At 65.2% G+C, this 18,784-nt stretch carries 21 protein-coding genes; 8 read left to right on the top strand and 13 right to left on the bottom strand.

Annotation, left to right across the window (positions count from 1 at the left end; all coding sequences use genetic code 11):
• Nucleotides 1-14: 14 nt before the first annotated feature.
• On the bottom strand, nucleotides 15-908 hold the full coding sequence (gene folP / locus ACDC67_RS01955; RefSeq protein WP_459117364.1) for a dihydropteroate synthase: 894 nt from the start codon (nucleotides 906-908) through the stop codon (nucleotides 15-17).
• 96 nt (nucleotides 909-1,004) lie between these two features.
• Here folP and ACDC67_RS01950 point away from each other — a divergent pair, with 96 nt between their 5' ends.
• A complete protein-coding gene (locus tag ACDC67_RS01950) occupies nucleotides 1,005-1,841 on the top strand; it encodes a methylated-DNA--[protein]-cysteine S-methyltransferase (protein ID WP_376690143.1) in 837 nt (278 codons plus the stop codon).
• 200 nt (nucleotides 1,842-2,041) lie between these two features.
• Here ACDC67_RS01950 and ftsH read toward each other — a convergent pair whose 3' ends face one another.
• A complete protein-coding gene (ftsH, locus tag ACDC67_RS01945; protein WP_376690142.1) occupies nucleotides 2,042-3,958 on the bottom strand; it encodes an ATP-dependent zinc metalloprotease FtsH in 1,917 nt (638 codons plus the stop codon).
• A gap of 79 nt (nucleotides 3,959-4,037) precedes the next feature.
• Nucleotides 4,038-4,637: an RlmE family RNA methyltransferase gene (locus ACDC67_RS01940; RefSeq protein WP_376690141.1), complete on the bottom strand. Its 600-nt coding sequence runs from the start codon at nucleotides 4,635-4,637 to the stop codon at nucleotides 4,038-4,040.
• A gap of 304 nt (nucleotides 4,638-4,941) precedes the next feature.
• On the opposite strand from ACDC67_RS01940, the gene yhbY reads away from it, so the two are divergent.
• Both yhbY and ACDC67_RS01930 read left to right on the top strand, forming a co-directional pair.
• Complete coding sequence (gene yhbY / locus ACDC67_RS01935; RefSeq protein WP_376690140.1) at nucleotides 4,942-5,238, top strand: ribosome assembly RNA-binding protein YhbY; 297 nt, start codon at nucleotides 4,942-4,944, stop codon at nucleotides 5,236-5,238.
• Between the two features lie 12 nt (nucleotides 5,239-5,250).
• Nucleotides 5,251-5,643, top strand: a complete 393-nt coding sequence (locus tag ACDC67_RS01930; RefSeq protein ID WP_376690139.1) for an Mth938-like domain-containing protein — start codon at nucleotides 5,251-5,253, stop codon at nucleotides 5,641-5,643.
• On the opposite strand, the gene ACDC67_RS01925 is transcribed toward ACDC67_RS01930, so the two are convergent.
• The 4 genes from ACDC67_RS01925 to surE are packed head-to-tail and all read right to left on the bottom strand — an operon-like array spanning nucleotide 5,612 to nucleotide 8,460.
• Nucleotides 5,612-6,436, bottom strand: a complete 825-nt coding sequence (locus tag ACDC67_RS01925; RefSeq protein WP_376690138.1) for a peptidoglycan DD-metalloendopeptidase family protein — start codon at nucleotides 6,434-6,436, stop codon at nucleotides 5,612-5,614. The genes ACDC67_RS01930 and ACDC67_RS01925 overlap by 32 nt on opposite strands.
• Nucleotides 6,424-6,999: a YqaA family protein gene (locus ACDC67_RS01920; protein ID WP_376690137.1), complete on the bottom strand. Its 576-nt coding sequence runs from the start codon at nucleotides 6,997-6,999 to the stop codon at nucleotides 6,424-6,426. Before ACDC67_RS01920 ends, ACDC67_RS01925 begins: the two co-directional genes overlap by 13 nt.
• A gap of 19 nt (nucleotides 7,000-7,018) precedes the next feature.
• Nucleotides 7,019-7,678, bottom strand: a complete 660-nt coding sequence (locus ACDC67_RS01915) for a protein-L-isoaspartate(D-aspartate) O-methyltransferase (RefSeq protein ID WP_376690560.1) — start codon at nucleotides 7,676-7,678, stop codon at nucleotides 7,019-7,021.
• Complete coding sequence (surE, locus tag ACDC67_RS01910) at nucleotides 7,678-8,460, bottom strand: 5'/3'-nucleotidase SurE (protein WP_376690136.1); 783 nt, start codon at nucleotides 8,458-8,460, stop codon at nucleotides 7,678-7,680. Before surE ends, ACDC67_RS01915 begins: the two co-directional genes overlap by 1 nt.
• A gap of 59 nt (nucleotides 8,461-8,519) precedes the next feature.
• Between surE and ACDC67_RS01905 the strand changes: the two genes are divergently transcribed.
• Together ACDC67_RS01905 and ACDC67_RS01900 are read left to right on the top strand one after the other, a co-directional pair.
• Nucleotides 8,520-9,053, top strand: coding sequence for a Smr/MutS family protein (locus ACDC67_RS01905; protein WP_376690135.1), 534 nt, complete (start codon nucleotides 8,520-8,522; stop codon nucleotides 9,051-9,053).
• Complete coding sequence (locus tag ACDC67_RS01900) at nucleotides 9,050-9,385, top strand: DUF3301 domain-containing protein (RefSeq protein WP_376690134.1); 336 nt, start codon at nucleotides 9,050-9,052, stop codon at nucleotides 9,383-9,385. Before ACDC67_RS01905 ends, ACDC67_RS01900 begins: the two co-directional genes overlap by 4 nt.
• 98 nt (nucleotides 9,386-9,483) lie before the next feature.
• Here ACDC67_RS01900 and ACDC67_RS01895 read toward each other — a convergent pair whose 3' ends face one another.
• Genes ACDC67_RS01895 through petA form a run of 5 tightly spaced genes read right to left on the bottom strand, consistent with a single transcriptional unit; the run spans nucleotide 9,484 to nucleotide 13,168 of the window.
• Entirely contained in the window at nucleotides 9,484-9,891 is a 408-nt protein-coding gene (locus ACDC67_RS01895) for a ClpXP protease specificity-enhancing factor (RefSeq protein WP_376690133.1), read from the bottom strand.
• Nucleotides 9,892-9,893: 2 nt separating this feature from the next.
• Complete coding sequence (locus ACDC67_RS01890; protein WP_376690132.1) at nucleotides 9,894-10,508, bottom strand: glutathione S-transferase N-terminal domain-containing protein; 615 nt, start codon at nucleotides 10,506-10,508, stop codon at nucleotides 9,894-9,896.
• Between the two features lie 55 nt (nucleotides 10,509-10,563).
• Nucleotides 10,564-11,301, bottom strand: coding sequence for a cytochrome c1 (locus ACDC67_RS01885; protein WP_376690558.1), 738 nt, complete (start codon nucleotides 11,299-11,301; stop codon nucleotides 10,564-10,566).
• Nucleotides 11,301-12,545, bottom strand: a complete 1,245-nt coding sequence (locus tag ACDC67_RS01880; protein WP_376690131.1) for a cytochrome b — start codon at nucleotides 12,543-12,545, stop codon at nucleotides 11,301-11,303. Before ACDC67_RS01880 ends, ACDC67_RS01885 begins: the two co-directional genes overlap by 1 nt.
• Nucleotides 12,546-12,547: 2 nt before the next feature.
• A complete protein-coding gene (gene petA / locus ACDC67_RS01875) occupies nucleotides 12,548-13,168 on the bottom strand; it encodes a ubiquinol-cytochrome c reductase iron-sulfur subunit (RefSeq protein WP_376690130.1) in 621 nt (206 codons plus the stop codon).
• A gap of 316 nt (nucleotides 13,169-13,484) precedes the next feature.
• Between petA and ACDC67_RS01870 the strand changes: the two genes are divergently transcribed.
• A complete protein-coding gene (locus ACDC67_RS01870; protein ID WP_376690129.1) occupies nucleotides 13,485-14,579 on the top strand; it encodes a S1C family serine protease in 1,095 nt (364 codons plus the stop codon).
• 61 nt (nucleotides 14,580-14,640) lie between these two features.
• The gene (dcd, locus tag ACDC67_RS01865) at nucleotides 14,641-15,210 is read left to right on the top strand and encodes a dCTP deaminase (protein WP_376690128.1); all 570 of its coding nucleotides are present in this window, start codon (nucleotides 14,641-14,643) and stop codon (nucleotides 15,208-15,210) included.
• A 166-nt stretch (nucleotides 15,211-15,376) separates the two neighbouring features.
• Here the strand turns inward: dcd and apbC are convergent, their stop codons facing one another.
• Nucleotides 15,377-16,459 (bottom strand): iron-sulfur cluster carrier protein ApbC, encoded by a 1,083-nt coding sequence (gene apbC / locus ACDC67_RS01860; protein ID WP_376690556.1) that lies wholly within the window; start codon nucleotides 16,457-16,459, stop codon nucleotides 15,377-15,379.
• A 251-nt stretch (nucleotides 16,460-16,710) separates the two neighbouring features.
• Here apbC and metG point away from each other — a divergent pair, with 251 nt between their 5' ends.
• Nucleotides 16,711-18,732 carry a methionine--tRNA ligase gene (gene metG, locus ACDC67_RS01855; protein WP_376690127.1) on the top strand — a complete coding sequence of 674 codons (2,022 nt, stop codon included), beginning with the start codon at nucleotides 16,711-16,713 and terminating at the stop codon, nucleotides 18,730-18,732.
• Nucleotides 18,733-18,784: the final 52 nt, after the last annotated feature.

Here is an 18,784-nt window from a genome sequence, read left to right as displayed (position 1 = left end):
GTCATCCCCCTAGTTTACGAGTTTACGGTGCTTACCGGGCTTGCCTCGACCGCCTGCAGAACCTTGAGCGCGTCCACCGTCTCGGCCACGTCGTGGACGCGGACCACCGCTGCCCCTTTCTGCGCGGCGAGCAGATGCGCGGCCACCGAGGCAGCAACGCGCTGAGACGGGTCCTCGCGGCCGGTAATCTTGCCGAGCATCGACTTGCGCGACATGCCGGCCAGGACGGGGAAGCCCAGCGCCACCAGCGCGTCGAGCCGCGCCAGCAGTTCCAGGTTGTGCGCCAGGGTCTTGCCGAACCCGAAGCCGGGGTCGAGCACGATGCGCGAGGCCGGAACGCCCGCCTGCTCACAAGCGTCCACCCGTTCGCGCAGAAAGTCGCGGATATCGTCAACCACCGACGCGTAGCTCGGGTTCTTCTGCATCGTGCGCGGTTCGCCGAGCATGTGCATGATGCACACCGGCACGGCGAGTTCGGCGGCGGCCTCGAGGGCGCCGTCGGCCCGCAGACCGTTGACGTCGTTGATCATCGCCGCACCGGCGGCGACCGCGCGACGCATGACGCCCGGCTTGGCCGTGTCGATGGAGACCGGCACCGCGGTGGCCGCAACGATGCCCTCGATGACCGGCAGGACGCGCCGAAGCTCCTCGGACTCGTCGACCGGCGCGGCGCCCGGCCGGGTCGACTCCCCGCCCACGTCGAGAGTATCGGCCCCGGCTTCGACCAGCGCGAGCGCGTGACGAACGGCCCGGTCGGGCGCCAGGAACTCGCCGCCGTCGGAAAAGGAATCGGGCGTGACGTTGACCACGCCCATGACCAGGGTCCGGCCGGTGGCGTGCGCTTGCTGCAGGCGTTGTTCGAGCGAATCGGTCATGGTCTCGCGGGGGTCGGAAATCCAGCCGGGCATTTTATCGTGTCGGGCGCCCTCGCCGAAGCCCGCGGCCGGGGAAATGAGGTCACGAATCGGAATGCGCGCGGGCGTCGGCGGCGATATGCTTTCGCCATGGACGATGCCGACCTTCAAACGCAGAGACTGGCCCAGGCGCTCAGGACCGCCGCGGTTGACGACTTCGACATCGACGTCGCCGGGCTGGCGAGCCTGACCGGCTACAGCCGCGGCCACTTCCAGCGCCTGTTCCGGCGCCACTTCGGGATCAGTCCGGGACAGTTCCTGCGTCATTCCCGCATCGACCGCTTCGGCCAGCTGCTGCGCAGCGGCCTGGGTGTCACCGAGGCGGCCTGCGAGGCCGGCTTCGGCTCGGCGAGCCGTGCCCACCAGGCCGCACGCGACGGCCTGGGCATGCAGCCCTCGAAGCTCGCGCGCGGCGCCGCCGGTGAGGTCGTGCGATTCGCCACGGCCAAATGCCATCTCGGCCGGGTGCTGGTTGCCGCGACCGCCCGCGGGCTGTGCGCCGTGCTGCTGGGCGAAACCGACGCCCGACTCGAGGCCGAACTGGCCAAGCGTTTTCCGCGCGCCGAGCGGCGCGCGGGCGATTCGACGTTCAGCGCGACGCTCGAGTCCGTGCTGGCCCTGATTGATGGAGGTCGAAGACCGGCCGAGGCGCTACCGCTGGACCTGCGCGGCACCGTCTTCCAGCGTAAGGTCTGGGCGGCATTGCAGCAGATTCCGGCCGGCTCGACGCTGACCTACGGCCAACTGGCCCGCCAGGTGGGCCTGCCCGGCGGCGCCCGGGCCGTGGCGCAGGCCTGCGGCGCCAATCCGGCGGCGGTCATCGTGCCCTGCCACCGGGTAGTGGCCGCGGACGGAAGCCTCGGGGGCTATCGATGGGGAATCGAAAGGAAGCGGGTATTGTTGGCGCAGGAGCAGCGTGACGCGTAGAGCCAACGGCTTGGAACGTTGGCTGGTTCGCTAGTTCGCTGGTTGGCTAGTTCGACAACCGGCAGCGTTGCGGGGCGGCTATGCCGCGAGACCGATGGAGAAGGTTTCACATCGGTTTGCCATCCGTACTTTCGCGGCAGTGCCGCCTCCCAACCGTCCCGGATGCCGAACCAGCCAACCAGCGAACCAGCCAACCAGAATCACCCCATCGCTGGGTGCCCCGAGGGCTCCTCATCACCCTTGTCGTCGCCGTCGCCGCCGCTCGGCGGTTCGCTGTCGTTCCAGCCTTCGGGCGGGTCGGGTTCTTCGCCGTTCATGATCTGGTCGATCATTCTCGAGTCGATGGTCTCGAAGCGCATCAGCGCGTCGGCCATCAGGTGCAGCTGCTTGTCGTACTCGGTCAGGATCTCCCTGGCGCGACCGTAGGCCGAATCGATGATCTTGCGAACTTCCGCGTCGATCTTGCGATGGGTCTCGTCGGAGATGTTCTTGTGCTGGGTCACGGAGCGACCGAGAAAGACCTCGTCCTCGTTTTCGTCATACGACAGCGGGCCGAGCTCGTCGGACAGGCCCCACTTCGAGACCATGTTGCGTGCGATGGCCGTGGCGCGCTCGATGTCGTTCGATGCCCCGGTCGTGACCTTCTCCTTGCCGTAAATCAGTTCCTCGGCCACGCGGCCGCCGAACAGGCTGGCCAGCTGCGAATCGAGTTCGGTCTTGTTCAGGCTGTACTTGTCTTCCTCGGGCAGGAACATGGTCACGCCCAGGGCGCGACCGCGCGGAATGATGGTGACCTTGTAGACCGGGTCGTGCTCGGGCACGATGCGGCCCACGATCGCGTGCCCGGCTTCGTGGAAGGCGGTCAGGCGCTTGCCTTCCTCGGACATGACCATCGACTTGCGCTCGGCGCCCATCATGATCTTGTCCTTGGCCAGCTCGAAATGTCGCTGCTCAACGGCCTTGCTGTCCTCGCGGGCGGCGAACAGGGCCGCCTCGTTGGCCAGGTTGGCCAGGTCGGCCCCCGAGAAACCGGGGGTGCCGCGCGCGATGACGCGGGCATCGACGTTGTCGCCCAGCGGCAGCTTGCGCATGTGGACCTTGACGATCTGCTCGCGACCCTTCAGGTCGGGCAGCGGCACGACCACCTGGCGATCGAACCGACCGGGGCGCAGCAGCGCCTGGTCGAGCACGTCCGGCCGGTTGGTGGCCGCGATCATGATGATGCCTTCGTTGCCCTCGAAACCGTCCATTTCGACCAGCAGCTGGTTGAGCGTCTGTTCGCGCTCGTCGTGACCGCCGCCGAGGCCGGCACCACGCTGGCGGCCGACCGCATCGAGTTCATCGATGAAGATGATGCACGGGGCGTGCTTCTTGGCCGTCTCGAACATGTCGCGAACGCGCGAAGCGCCCACGCCGACGAACATCTCGACGAAATCGGAACCGGAAATCGAGAAGAACGGCACCTTGGCCTCGCCCGCGATGGCGCGCGCGAGCAGGGTCTTGCCGGTACCGGGCGGGCCGACCATCAGGATGCCCTTGGGAATATGGCCGCCCAGGCGCTGGAACTTGCCGGGGTCGCGCAGGAAGTCGACCAGCTCGGTCACCTCGTCCTTGGCTTCCTCGCAACCGGCGACGTCGTTGAACGTGACCTTTACCTGGTCCTCGCCCTGGAGCTTGGCGCGCGACTTGCCGAAACTCATCGCACCGCCCCGGCCGCCAGCGCCGCCCTGCATCTGGCGCATGAAGTAGACCCACAGGCCCACCAGCACCAGCACGGGCAGCAGGCTGATGAGGATATCGAGAACGATGGATCGGCCCTCGGGCGGCTTGGCCTCGATCTGCACGTCGTTGTCGAGCAGGTCCTTGATCAGGCCATCGTCGCGCGGCGCCATGACCCGGAACTCCTGGCCGTCGCCGGTCTGACCCGTAATGGTCTTGCCGCCGCTGCCTTCCTGGATCTCGACGCTGGACACGTTGCCGCTCTCGACCTCTTCGAGGAACACCGAATAACTCATCTCGCGCGGCTGCGCATCGGGCTGTGAATAGTGATTGAACACGCTCATCAGCACGACGGCGATGATGATCCACATCACCAGGTTCTTGGCAAAATCACTCAAAATGCTTGTCTCCGTTGGGAGCGGTCAGTCAGGGTCAGCCTCGAAACTAGATTCTACGACAATGCGATCAAGGCTGCGTTCAACCGCGCGGCCGGCTGGCGACGATATAGACCTCTCGGCTTTCAGCCCGCGAGGCGCGGGGCTTGCGAACGCGAACGGCCGTGTACTTGTCTTTCAACTCGGCCAGGAAGGGATCGAAACCCTCTCCCTGGAACACCTTGACGACGAAACTGCCGGTCGAATCCAGCCACTCATCGGCAAAGGCCGCGGCCAGTTCCGCCAGGTGGATGCTGCGCGCCTGGTCGGCCGGGCCGATACCGGAGATATTGGGGGCCATGTCGGACAGCACAAGGTCGGCCCGACGGCCGTCCATCGCCGTCTCCAGCGCCGCCAGCGGCTCGTCCTCCCGAAAGTCGCCCTCAATGAACACGACACCGTCGATCGGATCCATGGGCAGGATGTCGAGCGCGACCACCCGGCCCCGCACGCCCACCTTCTCCAGCGCCACCTGGCACCAGCTCCCCGGCGCCGCGCCCAGGTCGACCACGAACTGCCCCGGCTTGAACAGCCGATCCTTCTCGTCGAGCTCCAGCAGCTTGAAAGCCGCCCGCGCCCGGTAGCCCGCCTCGCGGGCGCGCTTGACGTAGGGGTCGGATTGTTGGCGCTTCTTCCAGTCCATGGGGGTGGTTCGTTGGTTCGTTGGTTCGTTGGTTCAGGGATAGTAACGGTTTACGGTTTACGGTTTACGGCGGCATCGTCCGGGCGTTGGGGGGCGGCTTCGCCGCGTTGCCGGGTCGGAATCCGTGTAGGTCGCGGTTACATCCGCGACGGACGAGCCCAGAAATCTTGAACACGCGTAGCTACGCACGAACCACTCCGGAGCTTCGTCTTGTTTCCCGTAAACCGTAAACCGTAAACCGCAAACCGGAACCCGGAAACCGATTCACGTTACCATTACGGGCTCAATCCAAGCGTCACCCGCCATGCCCCTGACCAACGTCCAGAAGAAGCACCTGCGAGGCCTCAGCCACGACCTGCATCCGGTGGTGATGGTGGCCGACAAGGGGCTCAACGAGAACGTGCTGTTCGAGGTCGAGCAGGCGCTCGAGCATCATGAACTGATCAAGATCAAGCTGCGCGGCGAGCGCGAGCAGCGCAGCGCCTGGGTCGACGAGCTGGTTTCGACCACCGGTGCCGAGCTCGTTCACCGCATCGGCCAGGTCGTGTGCCTGTACCGCCGGCACCCGAAGAAACCGAAGATCGAGCTGCCCCGCCGCTGAACGAGCCGTCCCATGGAACTGACCGAACACACGGCCGGCAATTACCACCAGATTCGAGGCGTCGAACCGGGCCGCGTGTTCGTGACCGACCAGTGGTACGAATCGAGCCTGGTTGTCGGCGCGCGCTACCTCGATCCGGACTGGCCGATCAAGGACCTGTCCGAGCTGGACGAGGCAGGCATCGCCACCCTGGTCGAACTCGGGCCGGAGCTGGTGATCCTCGGCGTCGGGCAGCGTCAGCAGTTCCTTTCCCCGCAGCTGCAGGCCCGCTTCATCCGTCGGGGCATCGGTATCGAATGCATGACCCTCGACGCCGCCGCCCGCACTTTCAACGTCTTGATGAGCGAAAACCGCCGCGCCCTGGCGGCGCTGATCATCTCTTCGGAAGATAATCGAGGGGATTGACCGGCTCGCCGTCCCGGCGAACCTCGAAGTGAAGCATCTCTTCGCGGCGGTCGTTGCGGCCCATCTCGGCGATTTTCTGGCCGCGCTCGACGCGATCCCCCTCACCGACCAGCCTGCGCCGGTTGTGGCCATAGGCCGACAGGAGCTTGTCGGAATGCTTGATGATGATCAGCTCGCCGTAGCCGATCAGGGCCGTGCCGCTGTAGACGACCTGCCCCGCCGCCGCGGCCACGACATCCTGCCCCGCCGCACCGGCCAGTCCGATGCCCTTGCGGGTATCGGCCGGATCGAAGGATCGGGCCAGGCGGCCCTCGGTCGGCCACTGCCAGCCCACGCCGGCAACCGTTCGGGTTTCCCCCGCATCCGAGGAATCGCCGCCGGCGGGCGGCGGCGCCCTGGATTCGGAAGGCTCGGGGGCATCATCCTGTTCCGGCGCCGGCTCGGGTGACGGCGCCGGAGCCTGCGTGGTCTGCTCGGCTTCCTGCCGCTGCGACGGCGGCGCCGGCGGCGCGCTCATGCGCAATTCCTGCCCCACGCGAATGGTGTAAGGCGCCTCGACCCCGTTCCAGTCCGCGACCCGACGCCAATCGAGACCATAGCGAAACGCTATGGAATAGAGCGTGTCGCCGCGCTGCACCCGGTACCAGGCCGGTGGCGCCTGGACAACGCGCCGGTCTGCTTCGGCGCGTTGGGGCGACGGACGGTCCGGGCCCGGCTGCCAGGGCGCACATGCGGCCAGCAGCAACACGGCCAGCAGCAGCGGCCATGCGGCTCTTGTGCCTACCAGAACCACCAGATCAGCCCACCGAGGGCAACCGCGGCAACGACCAGCCAGCCGATCAGGTCGACCCAGTCGCCCAGTCGTTCCGCGGCGCGCTCGCCGCCGGCCCAGATAATGCCCGAGACCAGATAGAAGCGCGCGCCCCGCCCGACCAGGGAACCGACGACGAAACCCAGCATGGGGGTGCCCAGGGCGCCGCCGGCAATGGTGATGATCTTGAACGGGATGGGCGTGAACCCGGCGATCATCACGAACCACACGCCGTATGCTTCGAATGCCTCGACCGCCGACTGGTAGGCGTCGAGATAGCCGACCCGCTCGATCAGGGGCAGCACCGCCTCGATCGCCAGCCAGCCGATCAGGTAGCCGAACAACCCGCCGAGAACCGAGCTCGCCGTGGTCAGAAATGCCAGCCGCCAGGCCGCCGAACGCTCGGCCAGCACCATCGGTGCCAGCATGACGTCGGGCGGAACCGGGAAGAAGGTCGCTTCGGCGAAGCTCAGCCCGGCCAGGTAGCGCCGCGCGTGGCGGTGGCGCGACCAGACGAGCACTCGATCGTAGAGGCGCCGGAACATGGGATCAGCTCGCCATGGGTCAGTCGAGTCCCTCGAGCAAGGGCACGAAAGTCACCGCGCCCAGCGTCTCGCGCTCGAAGCCCGTCTCTGTCCGGGTGATTCGGACCAGCTGCTGGTGATGGTCGGCGTGCTCGGGGGCGACCAGAACGCCGCCGACGCCCAGCTGCTCGAACAAGGCTTCGGGAATGCGTCCGCCGGCGGTGACCACGATGGCGTCGAAGGGCGCTTGAGAGGCCCAGCCTTCCATGCCGTCGGCGTGCCGGGTGTAGATGTTGTGCAAGCCCATGCGGTGAAAGCGCTGGCGGGCGCTGCGTTGCAGTTCGCCGATGCGCTCGGTGGTGAAGACCTTGTCGGCCAGGCGCGCCAGGATGGCGGCCTGGTAGCCCGAGCCGGTGCCGATCTCGAGCACCTTTTCGAGCCGCTCATCACGCATGACCGCCTGCGTCATCATCGCCACCACGTAGGGCTGGGAGATCGTCTGCCCGCGCCCGATCGGCAGGGCGGTGTCCTCGTAGGCGCGCGAGGACAGCGCCTCGTCGACGAACAGGTGGCGCGGGGTTTCGAGGATCGCCTGCAGCACGTGCTCGTCGCCGATGCCCTTTTCGCGCAGGCGCCGCACCAAACGCTGGCGGGTGCCCTCCGAGGTCATGCCGATCCCGCTGTGCGCCCTCGTCGTCATCATCGCGCTTGGCGGTAGCGCCCGCTGTTGAGTTCGTCGATCCAGTGACTGACGTCGTCGAGCGCCTGGTAGCGCGTCAGGTCGACATGGATCGGGGTGACCGACACGTAGCGATTGCGCACGGCGTGAAAGTCGGTTCCCGGCCCGTTGTCCTCCTCCGAGCCCGCCGGACCAATCCAGAAGAACCGGCGCCCGCGCGGATCCTCGATCGGAATGACGTCCTCGGATCGATGACGATGTCCCAGTCGCGTCGTTTCGAAGCCCTTGATCTCTTCCCACGGCAAGTCGGGTACGTTGACGTTGAGAATCGTATCGGCGGGCAGCGGCTTTTCCTTGAGCTGCGCCATCAGCAGACAGGCCGCCTCGGCCGCCGTGGCGTAGTGATGAGGCTGACCCTCGCTGTAGACCAGGGAGACGGCCATGGCCGGAAGCCCGAGAAAACGGCCTTCCATGGCGGCAGCGACCGTGCCCGAATAGAGCACGTCGTCTCCCAGGTTGGCGCCGGCGTTGATGCCCGAAACCACCATGTCGGGCTCGTCGCCGAGCAGGCCGGTAATGGCGATATGAACGCAGTCGGTCGGCGTGCCGTAAACCTTGAACACGCCGTCCCGGCGCTTTTCGACCCGGATCGGCTGGTCGAGCGTGAGCGAATTGCTGGCTCCGGAGCGGTCGCGGTCGGGCGCGACGACCGTGACCTGGTCGGAGTGTTCGACCAGGCGTTCGGACAACAGCTGAATCCCGGGCGCGTGAAGCCCGTCGTCGTTGGCGATCAGAATATGCATGCTTGAACCGGAAGGTCAAAGGCATAACTATAAACGAAGACCGCAATCGAGAAATGACCATGAGCGAATCCGACGACGATACCGACCTGTTCCGTTCCGCGGTCGGCGACGTGCGCCGGATCCGCAGCAAGCGTGATCATTCCCGGCCGGCGCCCCCGCCACCGCGACCGAGCCAGAGAGAGCGCGACGAGGCGCAGGTGATGCACGACCTGGCGCACGGCCCGATCGATTTTTCCAGCGTGGAGACGGGCGAGGAAATCACCTACCTCCGCCCGGGGCTGCAGAACCGCGTGCTCACCCGGCTTCGGCGCGGCCACTGGCGGGTCGAAGACGAGCTCGATCTGCACCACATGAATCTGGAGGCAGCGACCGGCTCCATCCGGCGGTTTCTGCAGGAAGCCGATCGGGACCGCATGAGCTGCGTGCGAATCATCCATGGCAAGGGATTGCGCTCCGGACCTCAGGGGCCGCAACTCAAGCGCCTGACCGCCCGGCTGCTGAGCCGCCACGACCGCGTGGCCGCCTTCGCCTCGGCCCCGCCGCATGACGGCGGAACCGGCGCGGTCTACGTGCTATTGCGAGCCCGGCGATGAGCGGACTGGAAGGGCCTTTCGGGGCCTTGCTCACACTCGCGGCGGTCATCGTGTTCTGGCTTTCGGCCGTCAACGCCCGGGACCGGGCGCGCGAACTGGCGCGCAATTTCTGCAAGCGCCAGCACTGGCAGTTGCTCGACCAGACCGTGGCATTGCGATCCCTGCGCCCCGTCCGGACCGGAGACGGCCTGCGCTGGCAGCGCCGCTACCGCTTCGATTTCAGCCCCGAGGGCACGGGACGACGATCCGGGGAACTGACCCTGATGGGGCGGCGGCTGGTTCGGGTTTGGGGGGAACTGGATGACGGTGGGCGCTTGATCGAGCCGGAGTAGGAAGACGGTTTACGGTTTACGGTTTACGGTTTACGGTTTACGGGTTACGGATTACGGGTTCTGGATTCCGTAAACCGTAAACCGTTGACCGTAACCCGTTATTTGACCACCTTCAGATTCGGCCGGGACTTCCGCTCCGGCCCGGACCGGTCGTCGGTGCTGTCACCCGATTCGGACTCGTCCGCGCCGTCTTCGTCCTCATCGACAGGGAACATCATGCCGCGGCCGTTCTCGCGCGCGTAGACGGCCTCGATGCCGGGCATCGGCACGGTCACCGCGCGCGAGGCACCGCCGAAGCGGGCCACGAAAGTGACCATTTCGCTGTCGATCAGCAAGTCGCGCACGGCACTGGGCGACACATTGAGCACGACCCGACCGTCCTGGATGCTCGACTGCGGCACTTCGAGCCCGGGCTGGTCGGCATTGACCAGAAGATGCGGTGTCAGGCCGCTGTCGACAATCCACTCGTGAATGGCACGAACCAGGTACGGACGACTCGAGAGCATGTTCACTCGCCCTCCCGCAGAATGCGCTCGGCCTCCGTCAGGCTGCGCTTGAAAGAGTCGCGGGCGAACATCCGCTCCATGTACCGCAGGGTGTTCGGCGCCTTCCTGGCCGTCAGGTCAACGTCGTAGGCGGGCAGGCGCCAGAGCAGCGGCACCAGGGCGCAATCGACCAGCGAAAGCTCGTCGCTGAGCAGGAAGGTGCGCAGCCCGAACAGCTCGTCGGAGGCGATGATCTCCTCGCGCAGCTGCTTCTTGGCGGCGGCGACCTTCTTCTGGCCGCCCGAGGTCTCGATGATCTTGGCCGCCTCGACCCAGTCGCGATTGATGCGATACATCGCCTGGCGCAAGTAGGCGCGAGAGAGGGGATCGACCGGCATCAGGGGAGGATGCGGATAGCGCTCGTCGAGATACTCGGTGACGACCCAGGTTCCGTAGAGCTTGAGGTCCTTGTCGACCAGGGTCGGCGTCTCGCCATAGGGATTGAGTTCGGCGAGATCGGCCGAGGCGGCCCTGTCCTGCTCGACGTGGATGATCTCCACGTTGATTCCCTTTTCTGCCAGCACGAACCGGACGCGATGGCAATCCAGGCAATTCTCCGAAGAATAAAGGGCCATCATAAAGCAGCTACTCCCTTGGTCAGTGCATCGAAACGTTGCCCCCGCCCACGCACGATCACTTCTTCACATCCTTCCAGAACTCCTGGTAGAGGAGCCAGGCCAGGCAGGTGAAGGCAACCAGGAAGAGCAGCACCCAGATACCGATTTTCTCGCGCTTGAGCACAGCCGGTTCGGCCGCGTAGCTCATGAAAGCAACCAGGTCGCGCATATGGTCGCTGTAGGCTTCCGGCGAAAGCTTGCCTTCCTCGTCGAGCTCGAGGTCGACCACCTCGGAATGCTCGATGCCATCATCGTCAGTGTAGGACTCGGTGATGGGGCGCTGGATCCCCTGCAGTTCCCACAGCACATGCGGCATGGATGCATTGGGCAGAACCGTATTGTTCCAGCCCTCATCGGTGAGGTAGAAGCTCTTGAGGTAGCTGTAAATCCAGTCGGCACCGCGCGAGCGTGCGGTCAAGGTCAGGTCCGGCGGTGCGATCCCGAACCACTCCTCGCCCGCCTCGGCACTCATGGCGCTGAGCATCGGGTCCGCCACCTCCTGGTCGCCCTGGACCAAAAACTTGTCCACCTGCTCCTCGCTCAACCCGAGGTCCTCGACCAGGCGGTTGTAGCGCAGGTATTGCATGGAATGGCAGCCCAGGCAGTAGTTGACGTACATCGCGGCACCGCGCTGGAGAGAGGCCTTGTCGTGCACGTTGATGTTGGCGTGCTCCAGGTCCTCGCCACCGCCGGCGGCGGAGGCCAGTCCGGAAGCCAGCAAGGCGGCCGCTGCAAGAATGTTTCTGAGTCTCATCACTTGGTCACCCGCTCCGGTTCCGGTTTGGTTTTTTCGAACTTGGTCACGAACGGCAAAAGCGCGAAGAACGCGAAGTAGTAAATCGTCCAGATGCGCGATTCGAGCGTCTGGAGATCCGTCCCCTCGCCCAGCGCCAGCATGCCGAGGCGAATGAAGCCGACCACGAACAGGGCGAGCATGATCTTGCTCGGCAGGCCCTTGTAGCGGATCGAGCGCACCTTCGAGCGATCCAGCCAGGGCAGGAAGAACAGCACGAAGATGGCCGCACCCATGACGACCACGCCCAGGAACTTGTCGGGCACGGCCCTGAGCATGGCGTAGTAGGGGGTGAAGTACCAGACCGGGACGATATGCTCGGGCGTGACCAGCGGATCGGCCGGCACGAAATTATCCGGTTCGAGGAACAGCCCGCCCATCTCCGGCGCATAGAACAGCACGAAGGCGAACAGGATCAGAAACACGCCGGCGCCGAACAGGTCCTTGACTGTGTAGTACGGGTGGAAGGGAATGCCGTCGAGGGGACGACCCTTCGTATCCTTGTTCTTCTTGATGTCGATGCCGTCGGGGTTGTTGGAGCCGACTTCGTGCAGCGCCACCAGGTGCAGCACGACCAGCGCCAGAAGCGCCAGCGGCAGGGCCACGACATGCAGCGCGAAGAAGCGGTTGAGCGTGGCGTTGGAGATCATGTAGTCCCCGCGGATCCACTCGACAAGCACGTCGCCGACGACCGGTACCGCTCCGAACAGGGAAATGATCACCTGCGCACCCCAGTAGGACATCTGGCCCCAGGGCAGCACGTAACCCATGAATGCCTCGGCCATCAGCACGAGCAGGATGAACACGCCGAGAATCCAGATCAGCTCCCGCGGCTTGCGGTACGAGCCGTACAGCATGGCGCGGAACATGTGCAGGTAGACGACGATGAAGAAGAACGACGCCCCGGTGGAGTGCATGTAGCGAATCAGCCAGCCCCACTCGACATCGCGCATGATGTATTCCACCGAACCGAAGGCCTGGTCGGCCTGCGGCGTGTAGAACATGGTCAGCCAGATACCCGTGACCAGCTGGTTGACCAGCACCAGGATCGCGAGGGAGCCGAAGAAGTACCAGAGGTTGAAGTTCTTGGGCGCGTAGTACTCGGTCAGGTGATCGCGCCAGAACTGGCTGACCGGAATGCGCTCATCGATCCAGGCGCCGACCGCCTGGGTTGTCTTGCTGAGGTTGCTCGCGGGCTTGGCCATGATCAAGCTGCTCCTTCGGGACCGACGCCGATGATGATGGTATCGTCGTCAACGAAATGGTACGGGGGAATCACGAGATTCAGCTGCGCCGGTACGCCGTTGTAGACCCGCCCGGCGAGGTCGAACTTCGAGCGGTGACAGGGGCAGAAGAAACCGCCGCGCCATTCCGCGTCGAACGGCTGCGCCTCGACTTCCGGCAGCACCTGCGGAATGCAGCCCAGGTGCGTACAGTGGATGTTGGCCACCAGGTACTCGGGCTTGATCGAGCGGTGCTCGTTCTGGGCGTACTCCGGCTGTTGCGAGTTCACATCGGACTGCGGATCAGCCAGCTTCTCGTTGAGCCGCGGCAGATCTTCGATCATGCGCTCGCTGCGGCGCATGATGCCGATCGTCTGCCCGCGCCAGACCACGCGCATGATCTGCCCGGACTCCAGGTTGCCGATGTTGACTTCGACCGGCGCGCCGACGAGTCGGGCCTTTGCGCTCGGCTTCCAGGATGCGGCAAATGGCCACAGCGCCACACCCGCACCGACGGCGCCGACCACACCCGTCGTCCAGGTCAGCAGTCGACGCCGGCCGGGATTCTCCGGCGGCTGCGTGGACGCAAGATCAGTTTCCGACATGAAACACTCCCGATAAATACGATCAAAAGATCAATCCAAATCGCCGGGCAGCCCTGTGCTGGCACGGCCTGGCGACGCTTAACCCGAAAGCGCCGGCGGAGCCGTTGGCAACCACGGCGACCGGTGTTCCGGCAACGAGAAGGCAATCAGCCCGCTATTTTAGCGAAAAATTAAGCAAATACTCAATTCCGGACTGGTATCCTGCGTCATTCGCGACGGCGGCAAGCCGTCGTGCCGTGCCCGCCAGGGGATTCATCGGCAGGCGCCCTATAATTTACCCGTTCCCTAGCCTGACAGATTCCACCCTGCCAAGTCCATGACGCGCATCATTCATTTCGCCGTACAATTCGTGCTGATTGGCCTGGCCGTGGCTTTCATCCTCGTGTGGATGTGGCCGCAACTGCTGCCGGCGTGGCGGGAGCCGGCGGCTGAGCCGGTGCGATCCTACGCCGACGCCGTCAACCGCACGGCCCCGTCGGTCGTCAGTGTCTATACGCGCACCATGGTCACCGAGCCCCTGGGGCTGGAGTTTTCCGACCCGCTGTTCAGCCGGCTCTACCGCGACCGCACGGTAACGCGACCGCGCCGCGGGCTCGGCTCGGGCGTGATCATTTCCAGCGACGGGCTGATCCTGACGACCCGGCACGTCATCTCCGGCGTCGACGATATCCTCGTCGCGCTGTGGGACGGCCGGGTGGCCGATGCCAACGTCGTCGGATCCGATCCGGCAACGGACCTGGCGCTGCTGCGCGTCGACCTCGACGATCTGCCCGTGGCCACCCTGGCCGGAGACGCCCAGCTGCGCGCCGGCGACGTGGTGCTGGCCATCGGCAACGCATTCGGCCTGAGCCATACCGTGACCATGGGCATCGTCAGCGCAACCGGGCGCGGCCACCTCAGTCTTGCCTCGCACGAGGACTTCATCCAGACAGACGCCGCCATCAACGCCGGCAACTCCGGCGGGGCCCTGATCAACCCGGCCGGCGATGTCGTCGGCATCAACAGCGCTTCCATGGGCCAGGAGACCGGCGCCCAGGGGATCTCCTTCGCCATCCCGGCCTCGGTCGTGCAGCGCGTGACCGAGCAGATCATCGAGTACGGACAGGTCACGCGAGGCTGGATGGGCGTGGAACTGACCGACGTCAACCTGCGCCTTTCCAACGCCGAGGCGCTGCAACCCGGTGCCCGGGTCAGCGAAGTCCATCGCGGCAGCCCGGCCTGGCAGGCGGGACTGCAGCGCGGCGACGTTCTGGTCAGCAGCGACGGCCAGCAAGTCCAGAGCGCGCGTGACCTGATGCAGCGCATCGCCGGCAAGGAACCGGGCTCGGAGATGGAGATGGAAGTCATCCGCGGCAACCAGCTGTTCACCACCAGCGTGGAGTTGATCCAGCAGCCGCCACCTCAGGATTGACCGTCCCGAAGCCATGCGATAATCCGGCACCCGCACGCTGCAACTTGAGACACCGAAGAACATGAGCATCAAATCCGACCGCTGGATTCGCACCATGGCCGAGGAGCACGGCATGATCGAGCCGTTCGAGCCCGGCCAGATTCGTCAGTCGCAAGACGGACGCAAACTCGTCTCCTACGGCACCTCCAGCTACGGCTACGACGGTCGCTGCGCGAACGAATTCAAGATCTTCACCAACATCAACTCCGCGGTGGTCGATCCCAAGGCCTTCGACGAGAAGAGCTTCGTGGACTTCACCGGCGATGCCTGCATCATTCCGCCCAACTCCTTTGCCCTGGCCCGCACGGTCGAGTATTTCCGCATCCCGCGCAACGTGCTCACCATCTGCCTGGGCAAGTCCACCTACGCGCGCTGCGGCATCATCGTCAACGTCACGCCGCTGGAGCCGGAGTGGGAAGGCCACGTCACGCTGGAGTTTTCCAACACCACACCCCTGCCCGCCCGCGTGTACGCCAACGAAGGGGTGGCGCAGTTCCTGTTCCTCGAGTCCGACGAGCCCTGCGAGATGTCGTATGCCGACCGGGCCGGGAAGTATATGGGGCAGCGGGGGGTGACGTTGCCGAAGGCTTGAAAAGAAGGTTTCAGGTTTCAGGGTTCAGGTTTAAGGGGGCGAACGGAGAAGGCGGCTGGTGCGGTGCCGAAAGCCAGCTGCAGATCACGCCGCGACACCAAGGCGAATCGAAGCCGACCTGAAACCTGAACACTGAAACCTGAAACCTAATCCGAGTTACGGATTCTCAATCCGTAATCCGGATTTTAGGCATCCGCACCTTCGCCTCGCGCGACTGGGTCGAGAGGCGGCCGGCGACGCGGCGGGCGATTTCCCTGAATCGCAGGGCGGCCGGGTGGTCGGGCTCGGCGACCACGATCGGTGTGCCTTCGTCCGTGGTTCGCCCCACCACCGACTCGAGCGGTAGCTGACCCAGGTTGGGCACACCCGTCTCGCGGGCGATGCGCTCGCCACCGCCGCGCCCGAACACGGAATCCTCGTGTCCGCAGTTCGAACAGATATGGGTGCTCATGTTCTCGATGATGCCCAGCACCGGCACCTTGACCTTGTTGAACATGGCGACCGCCCGGCGAACGTCGTCGACGGCCACGTCCTGCGGCGTGGTCACCGTCACCGCCCCGGCCACGGGAATACGCTGCGCCAGGGTGAGCTGGATATCGCCGGTACCCGGCGGCAGGTCGATGACCAGGTAGTCGAGCCCTTCCCAAAGCGTCTCCGAAACCATCTGTTGCAGCGCCTGCGTGGCCATCGGTCCGCGCCAGATCATCGCCTGGTCGGTGTCAACCAGCACGCCGATGCTCATCACCTGCAATCCGTGGGCCTGCATGGGCAGGATGCGGCGGTTCTCGGTGGTCTTGGGGCCGCCGCTGAGCCCCAGCATCCGTGGCTGGCTCGGGCCGTAGATATCGGCATCGAGAACGCCCACGCGGGCGCCCTCGGCCGCCAGGGCCAGGGCCAGGTTGGCGCTGACCGTGGACTTGCCCACGCCACCCTTGCCGGAAGCCACGGCAATGATATTGCGCACGCCCTCGATCGGGTCGAGGCCGCCCTGGACGGCGTGCTGCGGAATCTGCCAGTCGATGTCGACGGTGACCTCGTCGATCTGCTCATCGGCGCGCAGGCGTTCGGACACGATGCGTGCCAATTCCTCGCGCCAGCCGGCCGCGGGATAGGCCAGGCGAATATCGACGGCCGCGCGCCGATCGCGCACGGCCACGCCGCGCACCGCATCGCCCAGCGGGCGGCCGGTGTTGGGGTCCTCGATCGCGGCGACCAGGGACCTGACTTCGTCGTTGTTCATGCCGGATATCATCTGTCTGAATCTGGACTGATATTGTACCGGTTTGCTTGGTTCGCTAGTTGGCTAGTTCGGCAACCGACGGCCTGGCGGGGCGGCTGCGAGAGCCTGAAGCCAGCCGGCGAGTTGCCACCATTCACTCCGCGGCGAAGCCGCCCCGCCAATCGATCGGCGCCGAACAAGCCAACAAGCCAACAAGCAAACCAGTCAGACGCATGCGATAATCGTTCCGCGCCTCAAACCCAACTCAACGCCCGCTTACCATGACCACCCCCCGCCGCATCCTGGTCACCGCCGCCCTGCCCTATGCCAATGGCTCGATCCACATGGGGCACATGCTCGAGTACATCCAGACCGACATCTGGGCACGGTTCCAGCGCGCGATGGGCCACGAGGTGGTGTTCGCCTGGGCCGACGATGCCCACGGCACGCCGATCATGCTGCGCGCCGAAAAGGAGGGCGTTTCACCGGACGAGCTGATCGAGCGGATGCACGCCGAGCACCTGAAGGACTTCGAGGACTTCGCCCTGTCCTTCGACAACTTCTCGTCGACGCATACCGACACCAACCGGGCGCTCGTCGAGCGCATCTGGTCCGCACTCAAGGACCTTGGCGCGGTACGCACCGATACGATCGAGCAGTACTACGACACCCAGCGCGAGATGTTTCTGCCCGATCGCTTCATCAAGGGCAGCTGCCCGCGCTGCGGCGCCGAAGAACAGTACGGCGACTCCTGCGAGGCCTGCGGCGCCACCTACGACCCGACCGAGGTGGTCGATCCGCGCTCGGTGGTTTCGGGCACCACCCCGGTCATGAAAAAGACCGAACACTATTTCGTCACCCTGTCGGCTTTCCAGGACAGCCTGCAGGAATGGATTCGCTCCGGCGCCCTGCAGGGCGAGGTGGCCAACAAGCTCGACGAGTGGTTCGCCGACGGCCTGCGCGACTGGGACGTGACCCGCGACAAGCCCTACTTCGGCTTCCGGATTCCCGACACCGACGACAAGTTCTTCTACGTCTGGATGGACGCGCCGGTGGGCTATCTCGCCAGTTTCATGGAGCTGTGCGAGCGCCACGGCTGGGACTTCGAGGACTGGCTGCGGCCGCAATCGAACGCCGAGATGCACCACTTCATCGGCAAGGACATCATCTATTTCCACTGCTTGTTCTGGCCGGCCATGCTCGAAGGCGCCGGCCTCAAACGCCCGACCGGCGTTTACGCCCACGGTTTCCTGACCGTCAACGGCACCAAGATGTCGAAATCGCGCGGCACCTTCATCATGGCGCGCACCTGGCTCGATCACCTGCACCCGGACTACCTGCGCTACTACTTCGCCGCCAAGCTGGGCTCGGGCCTGGTCGACATCGACCTCAACTTCGAGGACTTCCGCTACCGGGTCAACGCCGACCTGGTCGGCAAGCTGGTCAACATCGCCAGCCGCTCGGCCGGCTTCATCCACAAGTTCGGCGGGGGCAGGCTGGCGGCCGAACTGCCCGACCCTCAGCTGCACCAGCGTTTCGTCGGCGAGCACCTGGCCATCGTCGAGGATTTCGACAAGCGCAACTACCACTCGGCCATCCGCCGCATCATGGCCCTGGCCGACGAGGCCAACGTCTACATCAACGAACGCGAACCGTGGAAGCTGGCCAAGGAAGGCGGCCGTGAAGACGAGGTCGTGGCCATCTGCACCCAGGCGCTCAACCTGTTCCGGCTGCTGATGACCTGGCTCTCACCGGTCATTCCGCTCACGGCCGGGAAGGCGGCCGAATTCCTGAATACCCGCCTGGACGACTTCAGCCTGATCGGCGAGCCCCTGCTCGACCACGAGATCGGCAAGTTCAAGCCGCTGCTCACGCGCGTGGAAGAAAAGCAGACCGACGCGTTGATCGAGGCCAGCAAGGCCTCGCTCGAGGACGCCGGCAAGAAGCCCGAAGCCAACAAGTCAGACGAGAACGACATGATCCAGTTCGACGATTTCATGCAAGTGGACCTTCGCATCGCCCGCATCGAGCGTGCCGAAGAGGTCGAGGGTGCGGACAAGCTGCTGCGCCTGCAGCTCGACCTGGGCGAGATGGGGAGCCGGCAGGTCCTGGCGGGCATCCGCGGCCACTACGAGCCGAGTGAACTCGAAGGCCGCCTGACCATGGTCGTGGCCAACCTGGAGCCGCGCAAAATGCGCTTCGGCGTATCCGAGGGCATGGTGTTGGCTGCCAGCGGCAAAGACGGCCGGCCGTTCCTACTCGAACCCGACTCGGGCGCCAGACCGGGCATGCGCATCAAGTAGAACAATGGAACCACCGAATACACCGAAAGCACCGAAGGCAATGAATTTCCAA

Origin of the sequence: Wenzhouxiangella indolica, assembly GCF_042310355.1 — a bacterium.
In the GTDB taxonomy this organism is placed as follows: domain Bacteria; phylum Pseudomonadota; class Gammaproteobacteria; order Xanthomonadales; family Wenzhouxiangellaceae; genus Wenzhouxiangella.
The sequence above is the reverse complement of the archived record's forward strand: the minus strand, read 5'-3'. Positions and strand labels throughout refer to the sequence as shown.

Coding starts and splice junctions, on each gene's coding strand:
- folP (WP_459117364.1), bottom strand. CDS start 908: ATGCCCGGCTGGATTTCCGACCCCCGCGAGACCATGACCGATTCGCTC.
- ACDC67_RS01950 (WP_376690143.1), top strand. CDS start 1,005: ATGGACGATGCCGACCTTCAAACGCAGAGACTGGCCCAGGCGCTCAGG.
- ACDC67_RS01940 (WP_376690141.1), bottom strand. CDS start 4,637: ATGGACTGGAAGAAGCGCCAACAATCCGACCCCTACGTCAAGCGCGCC.
- yhbY (WP_376690140.1), top strand. CDS start 4,942: ATGCCCCTGACCAACGTCCAGAAGAAGCACCTGCGAGGCCTCAGCCAC.
- ACDC67_RS01930 (WP_376690139.1), top strand. CDS start 5,251: ATGGAACTGACCGAACACACGGCCGGCAATTACCACCAGATTCGAGGC.
- ACDC67_RS01920 (WP_376690137.1), bottom strand. CDS start 6,999: ATGTTCCGGCGCCTCTACGATCGAGTGCTCGTCTGGTCGCGCCACCGC.
- ACDC67_RS01915 (WP_376690560.1), bottom strand. CDS start 7,678: ATGACGACGAGGGCGCACAGCGGGATCGGCATGACCTCGGAGGGCACC.
- surE (WP_376690136.1), bottom strand. CDS start 8,460: ATGCATATTCTGATCGCCAACGACGACGGGCTTCACGCGCCCGGGATT.
- ACDC67_RS01905 (WP_376690135.1), top strand. CDS start 8,520: ATGAGCGAATCCGACGACGATACCGACCTGTTCCGTTCCGCGGTCGGC.
- ACDC67_RS01900 (WP_376690134.1), top strand. CDS start 9,050: ATGAGCGGACTGGAAGGGCCTTTCGGGGCCTTGCTCACACTCGCGGCG.
- ACDC67_RS01895 (WP_376690133.1), bottom strand. CDS start 9,891: ATGCTCTCGAGTCGTCCGTACCTGGTTCGTGCCATTCACGAGTGGATT.
- ACDC67_RS01890 (WP_376690132.1), bottom strand. CDS start 10,508: ATGATGGCCCTTTATTCTTCGGAGAATTGCCTGGATTGCCATCGCGTC.
- ACDC67_RS01885 (WP_376690558.1), bottom strand. CDS start 11,301: ATGAGACTCAGAAACATTCTTGCAGCGGCCGCCTTGCTGGCTTCCGGA.
- ACDC67_RS01880 (WP_376690131.1), bottom strand. CDS start 12,545: ATGGCCAAGCCCGCGAGCAACCTCAGCAAGACAACCCAGGCGGTCGGC.
- petA (WP_376690130.1), bottom strand. CDS start 13,168: ATGTCGGAAACTGATCTTGCGTCCACGCAGCCGCCGGAGAATCCCGGC.
- ACDC67_RS01870 (WP_376690129.1), top strand. CDS start 13,485: ATGACGCGCATCATTCATTTCGCCGTACAATTCGTGCTGATTGGCCTG.
- dcd (WP_376690128.1), top strand. CDS start 14,641: ATGAGCATCAAATCCGACCGCTGGATTCGCACCATGGCCGAGGAGCAC.
- metG (WP_376690127.1), top strand. CDS start 16,711: ATGACCACCCCCCGCCGCATCCTGGTCACCGCCGCCCTGCCCTATGCC.